16 protein-coding genes are annotated in these 19,751 nt (G+C 61.1%); 10 read left to right on the top strand and 6 right to left on the bottom strand.

What is annotated here, in order from left to right; all coding sequences use genetic code 11:
* Positions 1–155: 155 nt before the first annotated feature.
* Positions 156–449 carry a hypothetical protein gene (locus V6Z53_RS05535; RefSeq protein ID WP_338584522.1) on the top strand — a complete coding sequence of 98 codons (294 nt, stop codon included), beginning with the start codon at positions 156–158 and terminating at the stop codon, positions 447–449.
* 70 nt (positions 450–519) lie between these two features.
* The gene (locus V6Z53_RS05530) at positions 520–1,866 is read left to right on the top strand and encodes an MATE family efflux transporter (RefSeq protein WP_338584521.1); all 1,347 of its coding nucleotides are present in this window, start codon (positions 520–522) and stop codon (positions 1,864–1,866) included.
* An 11-nt stretch (positions 1,867–1,877) separates the two neighbouring features.
* On the opposite strand, the gene V6Z53_RS05525 is transcribed toward V6Z53_RS05530, so the two are convergent.
* From V6Z53_RS05525 to V6Z53_RS05500, 6 genes are all read right to left on the bottom strand, one after another.
* Positions 1,878–2,675: a DUF4123 domain-containing protein gene (locus V6Z53_RS05525; protein WP_338584520.1), complete on the bottom strand. Its 798-nt coding sequence runs from the start codon at positions 2,673–2,675 to the stop codon at positions 1,878–1,880.
* Positions 2,672–3,994, bottom strand: a complete 1,323-nt coding sequence (locus V6Z53_RS05520) for a contractile injection system protein, VgrG/Pvc8 family (RefSeq protein WP_338584519.1) — start codon at positions 3,992–3,994, stop codon at positions 2,672–2,674. Before V6Z53_RS05520 ends, V6Z53_RS05525 begins: the two co-directional genes overlap by 4 nt.
* A 232-nt stretch (positions 3,995–4,226) precedes the next feature.
* The gene (gene speA / locus V6Z53_RS05515) at positions 4,227–6,140 is read right to left on the bottom strand and encodes an arginine decarboxylase (RefSeq protein ID WP_338584518.1); all 1,914 of its coding nucleotides are present in this window, start codon (positions 6,138–6,140) and stop codon (positions 4,227–4,229) included.
* Positions 6,141–6,359: 219 nt separating this feature from the next.
* Entirely contained in the window at positions 6,360–6,731 is a 372-nt protein-coding gene (locus tag V6Z53_RS05510) for a translation initiation factor Sui1 (protein ID WP_338584517.1), read from the bottom strand.
* A gap of 295 nt (positions 6,732–7,026) precedes the next feature.
* Positions 7,027–7,584: an NUDIX hydrolase gene (locus tag V6Z53_RS05505; RefSeq protein ID WP_338584516.1), complete on the bottom strand. Its 558-nt coding sequence runs from the start codon at positions 7,582–7,584 to the stop codon at positions 7,027–7,029.
* Between the two features lie 3 nt (positions 7,585–7,587).
* Positions 7,588–8,655: a DUF2333 family protein gene (locus V6Z53_RS05500; RefSeq protein WP_338584515.1), complete on the bottom strand. Its 1,068-nt coding sequence runs from the start codon at positions 8,653–8,655 to the stop codon at positions 7,588–7,590.
* A 424-nt stretch (positions 8,656–9,079) separates the two neighbouring features.
* Between V6Z53_RS05500 and gcbA the strand changes: the two genes are divergently transcribed.
* The 8 genes from gcbA (at position 9,080) to V6Z53_RS05460 (ending at position 19,568) form a co-directional block, all read left to right on the top strand.
* Complete coding sequence (gene gcbA / locus V6Z53_RS05495; RefSeq protein WP_338584514.1) at positions 9,080–10,750, top strand: diguanylate cyclase GcbA; 1,671 nt, start codon at positions 9,080–9,082, stop codon at positions 10,748–10,750.
* Between the two features lie 52 nt (positions 10,751–10,802).
* Positions 10,803–12,749: a methyl-accepting chemotaxis protein gene (locus V6Z53_RS05490; RefSeq protein WP_338584513.1), complete on the top strand. Its 1,947-nt coding sequence runs from the start codon at positions 10,803–10,805 to the stop codon at positions 12,747–12,749.
* Between the two features lie 165 nt (positions 12,750–12,914).
* On the top strand, positions 12,915–14,660 hold the full coding sequence (locus V6Z53_RS05485; RefSeq protein ID WP_338584512.1) for a protein-disulfide reductase DsbD: 1,746 nt from the start codon (positions 12,915–12,917) through the stop codon (positions 14,658–14,660).
* A 132-nt stretch (positions 14,661–14,792) separates the two neighbouring features.
* The gene (gene aroQ, locus V6Z53_RS05480) at positions 14,793–15,245 is read left to right on the top strand and encodes a type II 3-dehydroquinate dehydratase (RefSeq protein ID WP_338584511.1); all 453 of its coding nucleotides are present in this window, start codon (positions 14,793–14,795) and stop codon (positions 15,243–15,245) included.
* Positions 15,246–15,293: 48 nt separating this feature from the next.
* Complete coding sequence (accB, locus tag V6Z53_RS05475) at positions 15,294–15,752, top strand: acetyl-CoA carboxylase biotin carboxyl carrier protein (protein ID WP_338584510.1); 459 nt, start codon at positions 15,294–15,296, stop codon at positions 15,750–15,752.
* A gap of 17 nt (positions 15,753–15,769) precedes the next feature.
* Positions 15,770–17,128 carry an acetyl-CoA carboxylase biotin carboxylase subunit gene (gene accC, locus V6Z53_RS05470; RefSeq protein ID WP_338584509.1) on the top strand — a complete coding sequence of 453 codons (1,359 nt, stop codon included), beginning with the start codon at positions 15,770–15,772 and terminating at the stop codon, positions 17,126–17,128.
* Between the two features lie 268 nt (positions 17,129–17,396).
* The gene (gene prmA, locus V6Z53_RS05465) at positions 17,397–18,275 is read left to right on the top strand and encodes a 50S ribosomal protein L11 methyltransferase (protein WP_338584508.1); all 879 of its coding nucleotides are present in this window, start codon (positions 17,397–17,399) and stop codon (positions 18,273–18,275) included.
* A 30-nt stretch (positions 18,276–18,305) separates the two neighbouring features.
* Complete coding sequence (locus V6Z53_RS05460; RefSeq protein WP_338584507.1) at positions 18,306–19,568, top strand: DUF3426 domain-containing protein; 1,263 nt, start codon at positions 18,306–18,308, stop codon at positions 19,566–19,568.
* The last annotated feature ends 183 nt before the right edge of the window (positions 19,569–19,751 follow it).

Here is a 19,751-nt window from a genome sequence, read left to right as displayed (position 1 = left end):
TGAAGGCGTATAGCTTCGGGGGGATGACGAGTGAAGGCAAGTGACAAAGAGAGGCCGGCTCCCACAGGTACAGCGCAACCCTCTATGCTTGTGGGGAACTCGGTACGGTGATCAATGGCCCAACCGTGCATCTCATTCATCAGGACGCTCATTCCATGCAGGTAGAAGGTTTTTTCGAATGGCTCGGTCAGGCACTTGGCTCCGTCATCCGTTTCATCGTTGACGCCCTCAGTGGCCTGTTCCAGTTGGTGAGCCGTGCCAGCAGCAACTTTGTCGAAGGCTTGTCTCGTGCCTTGGGCATGGACACCTCGATCATCAGCATCGTTATCCTGATCCTGGGGCTGGTGCTGCTGTGGTCGGCGATCCGCGCGTTCATGAATGCGGCGTTCATCATGGGGATCATCTGGTTGATGCTGGGGCTTTGGTTGCTCAGCTGGATCATGCACTGACACCCCACACATTCGATCGCGGCAGATTGCCGATGTGTCGCTACAATGCCCGCTCCCCCAAGGAGCCTGCATGTCCAACCTGATTGCCGACTGGCGCGACCGTCCTACCCATCGTCGGGTGTGGGCGCTGGCGGCGCCGATGATTCTCTCGAACATTTCCGTACCGTTGGTGGCGCTGGTCGACAGCACCGTCATCGGTCACCTGCCCCATGCCCATCAACTCGGTGCCGTCGCGGTCGGGGCCAGCCTGTACACCTTTCTGGCCTGGGCCGTGGGCTTTCTGCGCATGGGTACCACCGGGTTCGCGGCTCAAGCCGCCGGGCGTGGCGACGGCGCGGCGTTGCGGCAGATTTTGTTGCAGGGCCTGCTGTTGGCCATGGGCCTGGCAATTGTGCTCGGCGCCGTTGGCGTGCCGTTGAGCGGGGTCGCGCTGCACTTCATGCAGCCGTCGGCGGAACTGGACCAGATGACCCGCGAATTTTTCCACACGCGGCTGTTCGGCCTGCCGGCGGCGCTGGCCAGTTATGCGCTGGTCGGCTGGTTCCTCGGCACACAAAACGCCCGTGCTCCACTGGCGATTCTGCTGACCACCAATCTGGTCAACATCGCCCTGAACCTGTGGTTTGTCCTCGGTCTGGAATGGGGCGTGGTCGGCGCGGCCCGTGCCTCGGTGATCGCCGAGTGGACCGGTGCCCTGATCGGCCTGTTGATGACCCGCCACGCCTTGCGCGCTTACCCCGGCCATATCGTCTGGAGCGCGTTGCGGCTGTGGCACAGCTGGCGACCGCTGCTGGCGGTCAACCGCGACATCTTCCTGCGCAGCCTGGCCCTGCAATCGGTGTTTTTCCTGATCACCGTGCAAGGCGCGCGCTTGGGTGATGCCACTGTCGCCGCCAACGCCCTGCTGCTCAACGGCTTGCTGCTGACTGCCCACGCGCTCGATGGCTTGGCGCACGCCGTGGAAGCCCTGTGCGGGCATGCCATCGGTGCCCGTGACCGCGATGCCCTGCGTCGCTCCTTGGTGGTGGCGTGCGGTTGGTCGTTGCTGGCGAGCCTGGGCTTCGCCGCATTGTTCCTGTTGGCCGGGCACCTGTTCATCGAGATGCAGACCGACATCACCAGCGTGCGCGATACCGCGTTCATCTACCTGCCCTACCTCGCCGCGCTGCCGTTGATTGCGGTCTGGAGCTACCTGCTCGACGGCTTGTTCATCGGCGCCACCCGAGCCCGTGAAATGCGCAACGGCATGCTGCTGACAGTGGTGTTGCTGGTGCCGTTCGCCTGGGCGCTGCAAGGTTTGGGCAACCATGGACTGTGGATAACTTTCCTGCTGTTTATGGTGCTCCGCAGCCTGACCCTCGGCGTGATCGCCTGGCGCCTGCGTCGCAACGACGGCTGGTTCGCCCGCGCCCACTGACCGGCCGACGTTCAGGATTGATCGCTCTGCCAGCGGTTGCGCAGGCTGTCGAGCCGCTCCTGCTGGGTTTGTCCGGTCAATGGCGACAAAAGCGCTGCGTAGGGATGCAGCAGACGCAACCATAACCAGTCATCCAGCACCGGACGCTCGCTGAAACCCAGCCCCAGCCCTTCCTGCAAATGGGACCACATCCACGCGTAGTCCGTCGCGGTAGATCGGCTCCAGTGCCAGGCGTGCTGTTCCAGCAGGCAGGTTTGCAGTTTTTCCCGTTGCCGGGGGCTGAGGTTTTCTTCGACGGTCAAAGGGCTGACGGCCACCCCGGGATTGAGTAACTGCTGCCAGCCCTGACTGCCAATCGCCCGGTCGGCCCAGGTGCCGCCAAACCAGCGCATCTGGCTGATCGGCCCCAACCAGCGAGTCAGTTCCCCAGCATCGCAGGCATCGAAAAAGTAGCTGGCGGTGTGCGGGTTGTAGTAACTCAGCAAGGCGCGATGGTGCAGGCCGAAACTGACCGTGAGCATGCGCCGCAAGTGCGCCAGTAACGTCGACGTCGAGGCCTCGCTGACCAACAGCAAGCCGCGCCAGTGCTGAGCATCGCGCTCGCATATCTGGGCCAACTCCGGGCAGCAACGCAGGTCGATCAGCGCCGGACCTTGCTCGCGCAACGTATGCCATTCGGTATTTTCGAACAGCCAGAACCATCGAGCCTGGGCAAACCTGCTTTTCAACATCACACCCGCCTGCGGCATGCCCGGCACATCCAGCAACAGCCATTGCGCGATCGCATCGGGCGTGTGCACGGCGTTCATGCCGCACCGCTCTGGCCAAGTCGCACTGCCGTCCGGCAGGTGCATAGCGCCTGCGTGCAATGATTGAAGCTGCCGCCACCGGGCATCAGACACAACAACAGCAAAGGCTCACCCGAACGCAGCCAGTCCTGCACGCCGTCGGGCAGGTGCTCATCGACGGGGACGGCCCCCGCCGCATCAGCCTTTTCACCCTGCTTAGGCTGGTGAAGTACTCCGGTAATCAATGGCTGATCCGGATCGCCTTCGATGAAACTCACCACCACCTCCACACCTTCGTTCAACGACGCGCCACTGGCCGTTTGCAACTGCGGGGCCAACGGCAGCCAACAGTGGCCGGGCGTTGCCCCCTCCCCCTGATACGACCAGTCAAACTGCACGGCCACCGGGCGCGAAGGATCCGGCTGTGGCTCATCAACACTCACCACCCATCCCCGTTGCAGGCTGTGCATCCTGGGCTTCGGCGCGCAGTGCGGTGACTCGAACGGTGCAGCCCAGTGCATCGCGCGCACCTGATTACGGTAAGGGTTGAGCGGGTCCTGGCTGCCCTGATGTTCGACATGGGTCAGCAGCCACAGCTGATTCCACTCTTTCACCGGATGGTCGGCCAGCGGCATCCATTGCCCGCTGCGCAACGTCGCCAGATCCGTGTGGCATTCAGCACTTTGCTGCAAGCTGTCGGCACATCGCTGCACCTCGAAGCGCCGCACCGCCGATGGTTCACCCTCGCGTCTGAAGACCGCCACATCACCCACGGGAAAATGCGTCTGCCCATCGGCGAACACCACGCAGTGCCCGCGTGCGGGGGACTCAAAGTGATAGTGAATCCGCTCCTGAGCGCACAACCGTTGCAGGAATTGCAGATCCGATTCGCGGTACTGCGTGCAGAAATCCCGCAGCGGGTAATCATCGTCCAGCTCGAAACGCCGGTCCTGGCCAACTATTCCGTGTTCCCTGAGCACCTGGTCGAGGATTTGCGGCACCGAACGGGCGCTGAAGATACGCTGGCTGAATCGCTGGGCCAGGCACGAAAGTTTCGGCCCCAGCCGCACATGGCAAAGCCTGAGCGTCGAACCGTGGTCGCGCTGCACCAGTTCATGCAAATGTCCATGGACGCTGTTTCCCGCCGGCCCGAAATGCAAGACGGCCGAGCGGTACAGCAGGCTGGCAAGATCGAGTGCCGGGTCGTTGATCAGCAGATCGACGTCGAACACGAACGGCTCGCTGATGGCTTCTCTACCGGTAAAGGCCACGACCTCGAAGGCGTCGGACAGACCTGCTACGACCAGACGAAATTCAGGTTCGTTGACGGGATCGAACATCGGCGATTCTCTACAGGAGGGGCGGCCGGGGATTCTCGCCGAGAGACATGGCCGAGTAGAGAGGCGAAGTACAACTTAGGAAATGACCTACGCGAAAAGAAGACCAAATGGCTTGGATAGCCGAGGACGTAGGTCGTTTCGCGTGGAAAAAGAGAATCGCCGCACCAGGTCATCTGAAATTTCCGCAGCGTGCGGTACATTTTCAGACAACCTGATGTGAGCGGGACTTACCTCAGGAAGACAGGTAAGACGAACGGGTCAGGCCCAGACGCAGGGCATCGAGGAACTGGGTGCGCTCGGCGGCAGTGATGCGGGCATTGGCGCACTTGTCGCGGTAATGGGTCATCAGTTCTTCGGGCGACAAGTGCACGTAGCGCAGCATGTCTTCGATGGTGTCGTGGGTTTCGATACCGGCGTGGTACACGCTGCCATCGGCGTTCTGGTAGATGTTCACCGAATCGGTGTCACCGAACAGGTTGTGCATGTCGCCGAGAATTTCCTGGTAGGCGCCCACCAGGAACACTCCCAACAGATAATCCTCGCCTTCATTCAACGCGTGTACCGGCAGGCTGGTTTCAATGCTCTGCTCGTCGACGTACTGGTTGATCTTGCCGTCGGAGTCGCAGGTCAAATCCTGCAGCACGGCGCGGCGCAGCGGCTCTTCGTCGAGACGATGAAGCGGGATGATCGGCAGGACCTGATCGATGGCCCAGGTGTCCGGCAGGCTCTGGAATACCGAGAAGTTGCAGATGTACTTGTCGGCCAGCTTATCGTTGAGCTCGTCCAGCACCTGACGGTGGGAACGCTGACGCGCCTTCAACGAGTTGTGCAGGCGACGGCATACGGCGAAATAGCATTGCTCGGCCAGGGCTTTTTCGGCCAGGGTCAGCTTGCCGTCGGCGTACTGGGCAGCGATATCGCTCATGTAGTGCGTGGCGCGCCAGTAGGTTTCGGTGACCATCTCGATATCGGTCGGGCCCAGCAGGTCTACCAGCCACTGCACGGTTTCCGGCAGCGCTTCCTTGTTCTCGATCTGCGGCACGTCGTCGTTGTGTTTCTCGACGTCGGTCACCTGGATCACCAGCATGGCGTGGTGCGCGGTCAGGGAGCGGCCGCTTTCGGAGAAGATGTTCGGGTGCGGCAGGCTCTGCGCGTCGCAGAATTCCTTGAGCATCCCGACAACGACACCGGCGTAATCGTCCATGTCGTAGTTGATGGAACTGGCGTTACGCGAGTGCGTACCGTCGTAGTCCACGCCCAAACCGCCGCCGACGTCGATGTGGTCCACCGGCAGGCCGAGGTTGCGCAATTCGCCGTAGTAACGGATCGCTTCCTTGAAGCCGTGCTGGTAGTCGGCCAGGTTGGCGATCTGCGAACCCATGTGGAAGTGCAGCAGGCGAATGCCCTGATCCAGGCCAGCGGCACGGAAACGCTCGACCACCGACAGCAGTTGCGCCGCCGACAGGCCGAACTTGGATTTCTCGCCACCGGTGTCCGCCCACTTGGACGAGGCCAGGGACGACAGGCGCACACGCAGGCCGACCTGTGGCTTGACCTTCAGCGAGGCGGCTTCTTCGATCACCAGGCCGACTTCGGATTCTTTCTCGATCACGATGAACACGTTGTGGCCGAGCTTCTGGCCCATCAAGGCCAGGCGAATGAACTCGCGGTCCTTGTAGCCGTTGCAGACGATGGTGCCGCCCTTCGGCGCCAGCGCCAGCACCGCCAGCAGTTCAGGCTTGGAGCCGGCTTCCAGACCGATGGACACGTTCTGGGTGGCGATGATGTTCTCGATCACCGCTTCCTGCTGGTTCACCTTGATCGGGTACAGCGCGGTGTACTTGCTCTGGTATTCCAGACGCGCAATGTTGGCGTCGAACGCACCGGTCAGCTGACGCACGCGGTCTTGCAGAATGTCCGGGAAACGGACCAGCAACGGCAGCGACAGGCCGCTTTTGCGCAGCTGGTCGACTTGTTCGAACAAGTCGATAGGCGAACTGCTCGGACCGTTCGGACGAACTTCGACGCGACCGGCGTCATTGATCGCGAAATACCCGGCCCCCCAATGGCGAATCCCGTAAACACTGCGGCTGTCCGCAACTGTCCATTGGCTGCCATCGTCTTTGCGTGTGCGTCGTACGGACATCGAAGTCCCCTATAAAGAAGTCATAGTGCGTCGCCTGGATTCAGGCCGGCGCAGTCTAAAGAATGAAAATGACGGTTCGTCAACGAGGGGGTAGACCCCGCCGACGGCAGTGAGTTTAGAAACCGGTCATGAACAGGCTCTGTGAAAACCATGGTGACGACGCCGGGCCTGACAACAATCAGGTCCGGATCAAGCCGCTGGTGGGTTTCACAGAGGCTGCTAGCCGCCGGACTTCTTCGCTTTGAAACCGAGCTTGATCAGTTCAGCCAAGAGTAGCTCGACATGATCGCCCTGGATTTCAATGATCCCGTCTTTCAACGCCCCGCCGGTGCCACAACGCTTCTTCAACGTGGTCGCCAGTTCCTTGAGCGCGTCTTCAGCCAACGGCACGCCGGTGATGGTGGTCACCGTCTTGCCGCCACGGCCCTTGCTTTCGCGACGCACGCGAGCAATGCCGTCGCCGGCCGGGATAACGGTCTGTTTGCAGATGCAGGCGTCCACCGGTTTACTGCAATCCGGACAATGACGACCTGCGTCGGTGGAAAATACCAGGCCACCTAAGGCGGCGAAGGATGCGGCTTTTTTGGCCACCGGCAATCCTCTTGGGAGGACAAAGACTGGTCGCAGCACTTGGGAAGTGCCATCGACCGCGAAGCCCCACTCAGGCAGGGGCAGCGCTACTGAAACGGTAAAACCTGATCCTGTAGGAGCGAGCTTGCTCGCGATGGACGTCAACGATAACGCGTGGCATCAGGTAGCACGTGTCTTCCTTACGCTCTTCGCGAGCAAGCTCGCTCCTACAGGTGAAGCAATACCGGTTCAGCTTGAAAAGGTCGCGCAGTGTAACGGCAAAAACGCCGATTGCTAAGAGCCAATCGGCGCCAATTTATGCCTCTTTTGCGACGTCTTCGCCACGTGAGCGAAGATAGCGCTTCAACGCGGCCAAAGAGTCCGGGCAGTAAGGCTTTTGCTCGATTTCCTGCATGACCTGATCAATGGGGATAAAGCGCGCTTCCAGCACCTCTTCCGGTTGCAGGATCAACGGGCCGTCCCACACCGCTGAAAACGCCGAACACCACAGGCGATTGCCGGTGTCCTCAAAGAAAAAGTGATCGTGGGCGGTCAATTCCACGCCGCCCACACCCAATTCCTCTTCCAGCTCCCGGGCCGCCGACTCGGCATAGGTTTCCGTGGCAAGCACCATGCCGCCCGCCGCCACGTCCCAATAACCGGGATAAATCGCCTTGCTCAATGTCCGCCGATGCACGCACAGCTCACCGGCGGAGTTGAACAACATAATGTAGGTACCGCGCCCGATCAGCCCGCGCTCACGCAGTTCGGAACGGACCAGGGCGCCGAGCAGGTTGTCCTGCTCGTCGACCCAGGCGATCTGTTCAGCATCAGAGGCCGCACGGTGCGCAGCCTCTCTGGCGTTATCGACCATGACTCAGCCCTGATTGAGCAATTGACGCAAATCGATCACTGCCGCGTTGGCCCGGGAAATATAGTTGGCCATGACCAGCGAGTGGTTGGCCAATACGCCGAAGCCGCTGCCGTTGAGGATCATCGGGCTCCAGACCGGCTCTTGCGACGCTTCCAGCTCACGAATGATCTGACGCACGCTGACCGTGGCGTTCTTCTTGGCCAGCACATCGGCGAAGTCGACTTCGATGGCGCGCAGCAAGTGCGACAAGGCCCACGCCTGGCCACGAGCTTCGTAGAACACGTTGTCGATTTGCAGCCACGGGGTTTCGACGATCTCTTCGTCAACCTGCGGCGCGACACCCGGTACCACGACCTCGGTCTTCAGCGCCGTGTTGAGCTTGACCCGGCCAACACTGGCCGACAGTCGTTGCGACAGCGAACCCAGACGCGTGCCGACATCGCCCAGCCAGTTGTTCAGGTTGTCGGCGCGAGCATAAAACAGCGCGCTCTTCTGGTTCGGGTCAGACAGGCGCGCCTGATAACGGCTCAGGGAGTTGATGCCTTCCTGGTATTCGGACTCACTGGATGGCAGCACCCAGCTCTTGTTGTCGAAGTTGAAACGCGGCTCGGCCTTGGCCAGGTCGGCGTCTTCAGCGGACTGCGACTGCGAGCGGGCGAAGTCTTTACGCAGTGCACGGCTCAGATCACGCACCTGCACCAGCACGCCATATTCCCAGCTCGGCATGTTGTCCATCCACAGGCCCGGCGGGAAACGGTCGTTGGAAATGTAACCGCCCTGCTTGGTCAGCAACGTGCCGGCAACGGTCTTGAGGGTTTCCACCGTGGTATAGCCGACCACCATTTGCTTGCCTTCTTTCTCGGCAGCCATTTGCGCCGTCTGCTGCACCGGGAACAGCTCGGGCTCCTGGCTCCAGTACCAACCGAGAGCAATCGCCACCAACAGGTAGAGGCCGATCAACGTGGCCAGCGCGCGGCTGAACAACAGGCCGCCCAGATAACTGCGGGTGGCCGATTTCGGCTCAGCGGCACGTTCAGGCGCGCTACCGGCGCGGTTCTTCCAGTCCAGCATGGCGATTTCCTTTCTATTACTTGGGTTCATCGGTTCGATCACAACCATACAACAACGTGCCTTGGCCCGGCACCCGACGTCGGGTTAATGAGGAAAATTATCCGCCCACAGCCCCTAAGGGAATCCCTTAGGCCCCTACACACGAAATTGCGCTTCTATTTAAGCCGACAAAAATCGAAAGAGCCTGACAGACGAGATTCACTTTCGCCCTCGAAAATGGCTGCATGAACAGCAGCAGAACCCTTGAAAGCCCCAGCTCACAAGCACTTCACGAGAATCAATATTCGATTACCGACTCATCAGTCAGAAACTGAATGCGTCCGCTTTGCAGATTATTGACGTACAGCTCTCATGTTATTGAAAAGAGGTGCTAGCATAGAGCCACCAGTCGACCTCAGCGTGCACCCTAACTAGTAGTCAGGATATGACCGAGCCAGAAGACCCCAGCCGCGAGCGCCTCAAGCACCACTTTGCCCAGCGGGTAATTCATCAGGCACGTCAGATACTTGAGATATGGCAGCGCCTGCAACGCAGCGAGTGGTCCACCACCGATTTGTCGGAACTGAGTGAGGCCAACCTGCGCCTGCTGCGTTTCGCCGAGCGCTTCGAACAGCCGGAACACACGCAACTGGCACGCCACATCGGCCAGTCGCTGGAGGCTGTCGACGCCAATCGCGGACGCCTGAGCAGCGGCCTGATCACCGACCTCAACCGTTTGATGCAGCGCCTGTCGCGCACCGGTCTGCGGCATGGCGATCAGCTCGACCAAACGTTCCTGCCGCCGCTGCGCAAGCCGATCTACGTGATGCTGCAGGACCACGACCGCGCTGAACGCCTGGCCAAACAACTGGAATTTTTCGGGCTCAGCGCCCAGTCCCTCGACAGCGTGGCGGCGTTTCGTTCCTCGATGGTCGAGCGTCTGCCCGCAGCGATTGTCATGGACGTCGACTTCAGTGGCCCCGGCGTTGGCCTGAAACTGGCCGCCGAAGCCCAGGAAGGTCTCGATCATCGTTTGCCGCTGCTGTTTTTCAGCCTGCACGAAACCGACACCCCGACCCGTCTCGCCGCCGTGCGCGCCGGTGGCCAGGAGTTCCTCACCGGCACCCTCGAAGCGTCGAGCCTGCTGGAGAAAATCGAAGTCCTGACCTGCGTCGCCCAGTACGAACCTTATAAAGTGCTGATCATCGACGACTCCCGCGCCCAGGCCCTGCACACCGAGCGTCTGCTCAACAGTGCCGGGATCGTCACCCGCACGCTGATCGAACCAATCCAGGCCATGGCCGAACTGGCCGACTTCCAGCCGGACCTGATTATCCTCGACATGTACATGCCGGCCTGCACCGGTACCGAACTGGCCAAGGTGATCCGCCACAACGACCGTTATGTCAGCGTGCCGATCATTTATCTCTCGGCCGAAGACGATCTGGACAAGCAACTCGACGCCATGAGCGAGGGCGGCGATGACTTCCTGACCAAGCCGATCAAGCCGCGGCACCTGATCACCACCGTGCGCAACCGCGCGGCGCGGGCGCGTAACCTCAAGGCGCGGATGGTTCGCGACAGCCTCACCGGTCTGTACAACCACACCCACATCCTGCAATTGCTCGAAGATTGCTCGTTCCGCGCGCGCCGCGAGAACAAGCCGCTGAGCTTTGCCATGCTCGACATCGACCACTTCAAACGGGTCAACGACAGCCACGGTCACCCCATGGGCGACCGGGTGATCAAGAGCCTCGCGCTGTTTCTCAAGCAGCGGTTGCGCAAGACCGACTTCATTGGCCGATACGGCGGTGAAGAATTTGCCATCGTCATGCCCGACACCGACCTCGAAGCGGCCTGGAACGTACTGGATGAAATCCGTCAGCGTTTTGCCGAAATCCACTACCCTGCCCAGCCGCAGGATCTGTGGTGCACGTTCAGCGCGGGGGTGGTTGAGTTGTGCGAAAGCTCCGACAGCCTGTCGATGGCCAGCCAGGCCGACGAGGCGCTGTACCGGGCAAAAGGCGCCGGACGCAACCGCGTGCAGGCCGCGCAGCCGTCAAAGCAAAGTGCCACTTTTTCATCTCAATCGACCCCATCCGTCATAACCCTGTAACAGAAACGCAATAACTTCAGGCACTTACCATTCTGCCGTTGGTAGTCCCGCGATGCGCCTGAAGCTGCTGACCAATCTCAACACCGTCCTTTTAGTCGCCGTGTGCGTGGCCCTTGGCGCCACGCTTTGGTGGTCGCAAAAAGCCCTCGAACGCCCCTATCTATTAATGGAGCGTTACCTGGGTTTGTCCCAGCAGTTCCAGAATGAAGTGGCGCGCAATGTCGAGGATTACCTCGGCAGCGGCGATGCCCTGCGCTTGAGCAGCGCCAGCCAGGCCATCGACAACCTGCAAAAGCAACTCGGGGAGTTGCCACCGGCGCTGGCTGAAACCTTGCGCCCCAGCCTGTCGAACCTCGACGAATTCAGCAAAACCGACCTGCTCGCCGCCGGCAAACTCGCGGGCGACCCGCAGGCCCTGTTGCTGCAAGCCGAGCGCGAACTGGGCGCCAGCCTTGACCAGCTCAGCCAGTACGCCAAAGGCAACGCGGCCTACCTGACACCGCTGCTCGCCGCGTCCCAGCATCTGGGCAGACTGTCGCTGGCCCGGGACAAACTGGTCAGCAGCGGTCGCAGCGAACTGGCCGCCGATGTCGAGCGCGAAGTCAGCAACATCCGCGCCCAGGCCGAGCAAATCGATGCCTTACCGCTGCTTGGCGTGACGGCCAGCAACGAATCGAACACCGATGATTTCGCCGCGATGATGGGCCTGGAGAACACCGAAAAAACCGTCGCCGAAGATGCCGGCGTCGGCTTCAAGCGCGAACTCAACAGTTTGCTCAACCGTTACCCGGCAGAACTGGCACGCACCCGTGACCAGATCCAGAAACGCGCCGACCTCAGCACTGCGACGCACCTGAAAATCGCCGACGTGCAGCAAGCCATCGCCGGCCTGGAGCCGGTGGTGCGTGCCCAGCACGGGCAGATCCAGGGCGAGGTGCGACTGATGCAAGGGCTGATGATCGGCTTGATTCTGCTCATCGCGCTGCTGATCGATACCTTGCAACGCAAACTCGCCCGCACCCTGACCAACCTCGCCCCGGCCCTGTCGACCTGGGCCGAGGGTGACTTCAGCCAGGACATCCAGTTGGGCAAGACCAACCGCGAACTGCATGACATTGAAGCGTCGCTCAATCGCTTGCGCGCCTATCTGGTGGCCCTGGTGGGGACCATTCGCCTGAACGCCGAACAAGTCGCCGGCAGCAGCCGCACCCTGGCCGAGTTGAGCAATGAACTGCACAGCGGCGCCGAGCATCAGGCCGGTGACACAGCGCTGATCCGTGATTCCCTCGGTGAGCTGGAAGCGACCATCCAGCAAGTCGCCGGCGATGCCAGCCAGGCCGCCGACGCCAGTCGTCATGCGGGGTTGGCAGTGGAGCAAGGGCAAAAAGTCATCGGCCTGAGCCTGACCGGCCTGCATGCGCTGGTAGAAGAAGTACAGGGCAACGCGCAGATGATCGAACATCTGGCCGAAGAATCCGCAACCATCGGCGGCGTGCTGACAGTGATCCGCTCGATCGCCGACCAGACCAACCTGCTGGCACTGAACGCCGCCATTGAAGCGGCGCGTGCCGGGGAAATGGGGCGCGGCTTTGCCGTGGTGGCCGAGGAAGTGCGCTCGTTGGCGCAACGCACCGCCGGCGCCACGGCCGAGATCCAGACCTTGATCGCCGGCCTGCAAACCGCCGCACGGCAATCGGTCGAAGGCATGCGCGCCCAGGTCGAGCATGCCGAAGCCACGGCCAACCAGGCCCAGGCGGCCGACGGCGCGCTGGATAAAATCGTCGGGGCGATCCAGACCATTTCCGACACCGCCGTACGCATCGCCGATGTCACCGCCCAGCAGAGCGGCGCCGTCAGCGAGATTCGCGATCACAGTGAGCGCATTCACCAGTTGGGTGGGGATAACTTGCTGCGCATTGGTGAAGGGCGTGAGCAAGGGGAGAACCTACTGGTATTGGGTGGGCGCCTGCATACAGCAGTTCAGGCCTTCCGCGTCTGATAGACCGCCCCCTGTAGAAGCAAGGCTTGCCCGCGATGAACGATAACGCAGTGCCCCTGATGCACCGCGGCGCCTTGATCGCGGGCAAGCCTTGCTCCTACAGGTACGGCGCATTTCACTCGACTGTCCGCTATCATCCCCCCAATTCCGATACGCGAGATTGTCATGCGCCGTTTGCTCTGCCTGCTGTTTCTGGTCCTCGCCCTGCCGGCCTCCGCCAGCGGTTTGCTGGAGAGTCGCCCCAGTTCTATCCTGGGCTCGATCAACAACAGCGCCGATTTTCTGCCGGTGCGCGAAGCGTTTCAGCTGAGCCTGGTGGAAAGCACACCGCAATCGATCAAACTGCGCTTCGTCGCCACCGAGGGTTATTACCTCTATCGCCATCGTTTTCAGTTCCGCGCCGATCCGGCCGAGGTCGTGCTCGGCGCGGCGCAATTGCCCGATGGGCAAAAAAAGCACGATGAGTACTTCGGCGATGTCGAGGTCTACCACGGCATTCTCGATGTAGAGCTGCCGCGCCCCGATCAGCGCGCCTTCACCCTGGCCGTGACTTATCAGGGCTGCGCCGACAAAGGTTTGTGTTATCCGCCGGAAACCGAGCGCCTGAGCATCGACGGCAGCGGCAGTCCTGCAACGACGCATGACTGGAGCTGGCGCGAACTGGCGCTGTTCTTCCTCGCCGGCCTCGGCCTGACCTTTACCCCGTGCGTGCTGCCGATGCTGCCGATCCTTTCCGGCGTGGTGCTGCGCGGTCAGTTCGGTGGCTGGCGCGGTTTCAATCTGTCGCTCGCCTATGTGCTGCCAATGGCAATCTGCTTCGCTTTGCTTGGCGCGTTGATGGGGATGTTCGGCGCGCAGCTGAATCTTCAGGCGCGGCTGCAATCGGCGTGGGTGCTGGTGCCGTTCGCGATGTTTTTTGTCGTGTTCGCTTTGGCGATGTTCGGCGTGTTTGAACTCAAGTTGCCGCAAGCCATCAGCACTCGACTGGACCGGATTGCCGGACGCACCGAGGGTGGCTCGCTGTGGGGCGCGGCGGTGCTGGGCGTGGTTTCCAGCCTGTTGGTTTCGCCCTGCGTTTCGGCACCATTGGCCGGCGCGTTGCTGTACATCAGCGCCAGCGGCGATGCCTTGGGCGGCGGTTTGAAACTGTTCATGCTCGGCCTCGGCATGGGCGCCCCGTTGTTGTTGGTCGCGACCGGCGGCGCGGCGTGGCTGCCGAAAAGCGGACCGTGGCTGGTCTACGTGAAAAACGCGATTGGCGTGTTGCTGCTGGGGCTGGCGATCGGCTTGCTCAGCCGGGTGTTGCCGGGCCAGGTCACCTTGCTGTTGATCGGCTTGCTGGCCGCTGGCGTCGGGTTGTTCATGGGCGCGCTGGAGTTCGTCTACAAACCGCCGAGAAAACGCCTGGGCCAACTGTTCGGAATATTCCTGCTGTTTTATGCGCTGGCCTGTTGGTATGGCGGGTTCAGCGGGCAGAGCGATCCGTTCAATCCGATCGGCCAGTCGCGCACAGTCGTCAGCACCGAAGCCGCACCCGAGACCAGCACCTGGCAAACCGTCAGTACTCCGGCAGATCTTGACCGTGTGCTCGCTGAAGCCAGCTCGTCCGGCACCCCGCTGCTGCTGGACTGGTACGCCGACTGGTGCATCAGCTGCAAAGTCATCGAGCACGAAGTGCTGAATGACACTACCGTTGTCGAACGCCTCAAGGGCTATCGTCTCGTTCGCTTCGATATCACCGAGAGCAACGCCGAACAACGCGCATTGCTTGACCGCTACAAACTGTTCGGCCCTCCAGCGCTGATGTTTTTCGGCAAGGACGGCGTCGAACGTGCCGATGTGCGGGTGATCGGCGAGATCAATGCGGCGGACTTCGCCGAACGTGTTGCCAAAGCAAATGACCGGATTTAATCACTCGGTCATATATTTCGCGCAAACATCGGCCATCGTGCTGGCTATTGCATAGAACTGGACAGTCACAAAGGCTTTGCGGCATAGTCGCCGGGTTCTGACAATTGCACACGGATAACAAAGGAACAGCCGATGGCGACGCTACTCGTCCTGCACGGACCCAACCTGAACTTGCTCGGCACCCGCGAACCGGGCACCTACGGCGCCACGACACTGGCGCAGATCAACCAGGACCTGGAACGCCGCGCCCGTGAAGGCGGCCACCATTTGCTGCACCTGCAAAGCAACGCCGAGTACGAATTGATTGACCGAATCCACGCCGCTCGCAGCGAAGGCGTTGACTTCATTTTGATCAACCCAGCAGCTTTTACACATACAAGTGTCGCATTACGTGACGCGCTGCTGGCGGTGAGCATCCCATTCATCGAAGTGCATTTGTCCAACGTGCACAAACGCGAACCTTTCCGCCATCACTCTTACTTCTCCGACGTAGCGGTGGGAGTGATCTGCGGCCTTGGCGCCAGCGGTTACCGACTGGCCCTGGAGGCCGCGCTAGAACAGCTTGAAACACAGGCAACGACTTGAACTACAAGCGTTAAACGCCCCTGACCGACCCTTGGGAGTTGATGATTCATGGATATCCGTAAAGTTAAGAAACTGATCGAATTGCTGGAAGAGTCCGGCATCGACGAGCTCGAGATCAAGGAAGGCGAAGAGTCCGTACGCATCAGCCGTCATAGCAAGACCCCGGCTCAGCAGTACTACGCACCGGCTCCAATGCCTGCTCCGGCTGCCGCACCTGCCGCCGCCGCTCCAGCTGCCGCTGCACCAGCCGCTCCTGCTGCGCCAGTGTTGAACGGCACCGTTGCCCGTTCGCCGATGGTCGGTACGTTCTATCGCAAGTCTTCGCCAACCTCGCCGTCCTTCGTTGAAGTCGGCCAGACCGTGAAGAAAGGCGACACCCTGTGCATCGTTGAAGCCATGAAGATGATGAACCACATCGAAGCTGAAACCAGCGGTGTGATCGAATCCATCCTCGTTGAAGACGGCCAGCCGGTTGAGTACGACCAACCGCTGTTCACCATCGTTTGAACCGCGGAGAGCCTTTGATGACTGCGAAGTTGGAAAAAGTTCTGATCGCCAACCGCGGTGAGATCGCCCTGCGGATCCTGCGCGCTTGCAAAGAGATGGGCATCAAGACCGTCGCCGTTTACTCCAAGGCTGACAAGGAACTGATGCACCTGGGTCTGGCAGACGAGTCCGTCTGCATCGGCCCGGCATCGGCCGCCCACTCCTACCTGCACATTCCGGCAATCATCGCCGCAGCCGAAGTGACTGGCGCCACCGCCATTCACCCGGGCTACGGTTTCCTTGCGGAAAACGCCGACTTCGCCGAGCAGGTCGAGAACTCCGGCTTCGCCTTCATCGGTCCGAAAGCTGAAACCATCCGCCTGATGGGCGACAAGGTTTCGGCCAAGCACGCGATGATCGCCGCTGGCGTACCGACCGTTCCCGGTTCTGACGGCCCGCTGCCGGAAGACGAAGAAACCGCTCTGCGCATTGGTCGCGAAGTCGGTTACCCGGTGATCATCAAAGCCGCTGGCGGCGGCGGTGGTCGCGGCATGCGCGTTGTGCATAAAGAAGAAGACCTGATCTCCTTCGCCAAGCTGACCCGCACCGAAGCAGGCGCGGCGTTCGGCAACCCGATGGTCTATCTGGAAAAATTCCTGACCAACCCACGTCACGTGGAAGTCCAGGTTCTTTCCGACGGTCAGGGCCATGCCATCCATCTGGGCGACCGCGACTGCTCGCTGCAACGCCGCCACCAGAAAGTTCTCGAAGAAGCGCCGGCACCGGGCATCGACGAGAAAGCTCGCCAGGAAGTCTTCGCCCGCTGCGTCAAGGCGTGCATAGACATCGGTTACCGTGGCGCAGGTACTTTCGAGTTCCTGTACGAGAACGGTCGCTTCTACTTCATCGAGATGAACACTCGTGTCCAGGTAGAGCACCCGGTTTCGGAAATGGTCACCGGTATCGACATCGTCAAGGAGATGCTCAGCATCGCCGCCGGCAACAAGCTGTCGTTCACCCAGGATGACGTGGTCATCCGCGGTCACGCGCTGGAATGCCGGATCAACGCCGAAGACCCGAAAACCTTCATGCCGAGCCCAGGCACGGTCAAGCACTTCCACGCTCCAGGCGGCAACGGCGTTCGCGTCGACTCGCACCTGTACAGTGGTTATGCCGTTCCGCCGAACTACGATTCGTTGATCGGCAAGCTGATCACCTACGGCGCAACCCGCGACGAAGCCATGGCGCGCATGCGCAATGCGCTGGACGAGATCGTGGTTGACGGGATCAAGACCAACATCCCGCTACACCGCGACCTGACCCGCGACGAAGGCTTCTGCAAAGGGGGCGTGAACATTCACTACCTCGAGCACAAGCTGGCTGCCGAGAAGCACTAAGCTTCGACCCGATCAACAAAGCCGCCTTCGGGCGGCTTTGTTGTTTCTGAAGGTTTCCATCGCCTCTCCGTAGGAGCAAAGCTTGCTCGCGATTGCAGGCTGTCATTCACATATATGCTCAATGTACCTCCGCCATCGCGAGCAAGCTTTGCTCCTACAAAGAGAACGCCAGCTTCGGCCCTGTCGTCATCTGCCCCGCGCTCGCGTAAACTTGCGCGCTTCTCGCAGCCCGCTAGGCTGCAATCAATATTTTTCAAAGGTGCCCGCCATGCCTTGGCTGCAAGTCCGTCTCGCCATCAGCCCAGAACAAGCCGAAACCTACGAAGACGCTTTCCTTGAAGTGGGCGCCGTGTCGGTGACCTTCATGGACGCCGAAGATCAGCCGATCTTCGAGCCGGAACTCAACACCACGCCACTGTGGTCGCACACGCACCTGCTGGCCCTGTTCGAAGGTGGCACCGAGCCCGGCCCGGTGCTGGCTCATCTGGAATTGCTGACCGGCAGCCCGCTGCCCGAGCATCACAGCGAAGTGATCGAAGACCAGGACTGGGAGCGCAGCTGGATGGACGGTTTCCAGCCGATGCGTTTCGGCCAGCGCCTGTGGATCGTGCCGAGCTGGCACGCGGCGCCGGAGCCTGATGCGGTAAACCTGCTGCTCGATCCGGGCCTGGCGTTCGGCACCGGCACTCACCCGACCACCGCGCTGTGCCTGGAATGGCTCGACGGTCAGGACCTGAAGGACTGCAACGTGCTGGACTTCGGCTGCGGTTCGGGGATTCTGGCGATTGCCGCCCTGCTGCTGGGCGCGAAGCAAGCGGTCGGCACCGACATCGACGTACAGGCGCTGGAAGCCTCCCGCGACAACGCCGGGCGCAACCAAATTGCTGATGAACGCTTCCCGCTGTACCTGCCGGAAGATCTGCCGCAAGTTCAGGCCGACGTGCTGGTCGCCAACATTCTCGCCGGTCCGCTGGTGTCCCTGGCGCCGCAACTGTCCGGTCTGGTCAAGTCCGGCGGGCGTCTGGCGCTGTCGGGCATCCTTGCCGAGCAAGGCGATGAGGTCGCTGCCGCCTACGCCAAGGACTTCGATCTGGATCCGATCGCCAATCGCGATGGCTGGGTGCGCATCACAGGCCGTCGGCGCTAGAATGAACGCCTGCATAAACCGGATCGCCGCATGACCGACAGCTTCGTCACCCAGTGCCCGCATTGCCAAACCAGCTTCCGCGTAAGCCATGCTCAGTTGAGCGTGGCACGTGGTGTCGTTCGCTGTGGCTCATGCCTGCAGGTGTTCAACGCTGCCAAGCAATTGCTTGAGCAGGCCGGCAAAGAGCCGGTCGTGCCGGTCGCTCCGGCTGTCGTCGAAACACCGCCAGCCGCGGAACCCCGGGCCATCAGCCAAAAGCAATGGTCCGCCGCCGAACTGGATCTGGACAGCCTCGACCTCGACGAAGAACTTGCCCGCCTTGAACAGCGGGAAATCCAGCCGACCACCGAATTCGGCCGGCCTCGTGAAGACAGCCTCAGCGCACGCCGCGACAGCGTCGAAAATGACGAGGAACCCTGGACCACCGACAGCCTGTTCAGCGAATCGGCCGCCGACCGCGCTCAAGCGGTCGACGATCTGGATAACCTCGATACACTCGACACACCTGTCTCAGAGGAACCGCTGAAGGAAACGGGCATACTCGCACGCACCGAACCGTCGCTGTCACTGGAACCCGTGGAGCTGGACGACGAACCGCAGCCTCCGCAGCTTCGCCTGCACGATCCGCTCGATGCACCGCTTCATCACGAACGCCTGTCGGCAACGACAACTGAAGAAATCGACGACGAACTGCCCTCGGTCGAACCGCTGCGAAAACGCCGCGAGCGCGGCGAACCGGGGGTTCGTGCCGAAGTCTTGCAGGACCTGACCGATGACCCACTGCAACTGGACTGGCAAAAACGCCGTTCGCCGTGGGGTCGCCGTTTCTTCTGGCTACTGATGATCCTGCTCGGCGCCGGTGCTCTCGTCGGCCAGTACGTCGCCTACCACTTCGACGAACTGGCGCGCCAGGACCAGTACCGCCCATGGTTCCAGCAGTTGTGCCCGCAAATCGGTTGCACCGTGCCTTCCAAGGTCGACATCGCGAAGATCAAAAGCAGCAATCTGGTGGTCCGCAGCCACCCGGAATTCAGCGGTGCACTGGTGGTCGATGCGATCATCTACAACCGCGCGACCTTCTCCCAGCCTTTCCCGCTGCTGGAACTGCGTTTTGCCGACCTCAACGGCCATCTGATCGCCAGTCGTCGCTTCAAACCCGGCGAGTACCTCAACGGCGACCTCGAAGGCATGGTGGAAATGCCTCCGCAAACGCCGATTCACATCGCGCTGGACATTCTCGACCCCGGCGCAAAAGCGGTGAACTACAGCCTGAGCTTCCACTCGCCCGAGTGAAACGATTCACTGCCCCCCGATTGACGACGGCTTTCTGACTTCGCCCGTGCGGACCAAACCGCTGGCGATAACAGAATAACTGTTCAGATTTTGTTCAATTCGACCTTTATCCAGTCATCGAGAGCGGGTATCATGCCAACCCTTTTTCGAACTCTCATGATCCGGCCCCACAACAGGGAAGTC

This window comes from Pseudomonas sp. MAG733B (assembly GCF_036884845.1).
Lineage (GTDB): Bacteria > Pseudomonadota > Gammaproteobacteria > Pseudomonadales > Pseudomonadaceae > Aquipseudomonas.
The sequence above is the reverse complement of the archived record's forward strand: the minus strand, read 5'-3'. Positions and strand labels throughout refer to the sequence as shown.

Bases quoted from the DNA above. Each gene is read 5' to 3' on its own strand.
- V6Z53_RS05535 (WP_338584522.1), top strand. From the start codon at position 156: ATGCAGGTAGAAGGTTTTTTCGAATGGCTCGGTCAGGCACTTGGCTCC.
- V6Z53_RS05530 (WP_338584521.1), top strand. From the start codon at position 520: ATGTCCAACCTGATTGCCGACTGGCGCGACCGTCCTACCCATCGTCGG.
- V6Z53_RS05525 (WP_338584520.1), bottom strand. From the start codon at position 2,675: ATGAACGCCGTGCACACGCCCGATGCGATCGCGCAATGGCTGTTGCTG.
- V6Z53_RS05520 (WP_338584519.1), bottom strand. From the start codon at position 3,994: ATGTTCGATCCCGTCAACGAACCTGAATTTCGTCTGGTCGTAGCAGGT.
- speA (WP_338584518.1), bottom strand. From the start codon at position 6,140: ATGTCCGTACGACGCACACGCAAAGACGATGGCAGCCAATGGACAGTT.
- V6Z53_RS05505 (WP_338584516.1), bottom strand. From the start codon at position 7,584: ATGGTCGATAACGCCAGAGAGGCTGCGCACCGTGCGGCCTCTGATGCT.
- V6Z53_RS05500 (WP_338584515.1), bottom strand. From the start codon at position 8,655: ATGCTGGACTGGAAGAACCGCGCCGGTAGCGCGCCTGAACGTGCCGCT.
- gcbA (WP_338584514.1), top strand. From the start codon at position 9,080: ATGACCGAGCCAGAAGACCCCAGCCGCGAGCGCCTCAAGCACCACTTT.
- V6Z53_RS05490 (WP_338584513.1), top strand. From the start codon at position 10,803: ATGCGCCTGAAGCTGCTGACCAATCTCAACACCGTCCTTTTAGTCGCC.
- V6Z53_RS05485 (WP_338584512.1), top strand. From the start codon at position 12,915: ATGCGCCGTTTGCTCTGCCTGCTGTTTCTGGTCCTCGCCCTGCCGGCC.
- aroQ (WP_338584511.1), top strand. From the start codon at position 14,793: ATGGCGACGCTACTCGTCCTGCACGGACCCAACCTGAACTTGCTCGGC.
- accB (WP_338584510.1), top strand. From the start codon at position 15,294: ATGGATATCCGTAAAGTTAAGAAACTGATCGAATTGCTGGAAGAGTCC.
- accC (WP_338584509.1), top strand. From the start codon at position 15,770: ATGACTGCGAAGTTGGAAAAAGTTCTGATCGCCAACCGCGGTGAGATC.
- prmA (WP_338584508.1), top strand. From the start codon at position 17,397: ATGCCTTGGCTGCAAGTCCGTCTCGCCATCAGCCCAGAACAAGCCGAA.
- V6Z53_RS05460 (WP_338584507.1), top strand. From the start codon at position 18,306: ATGACCGACAGCTTCGTCACCCAGTGCCCGCATTGCCAAACCAGCTTC.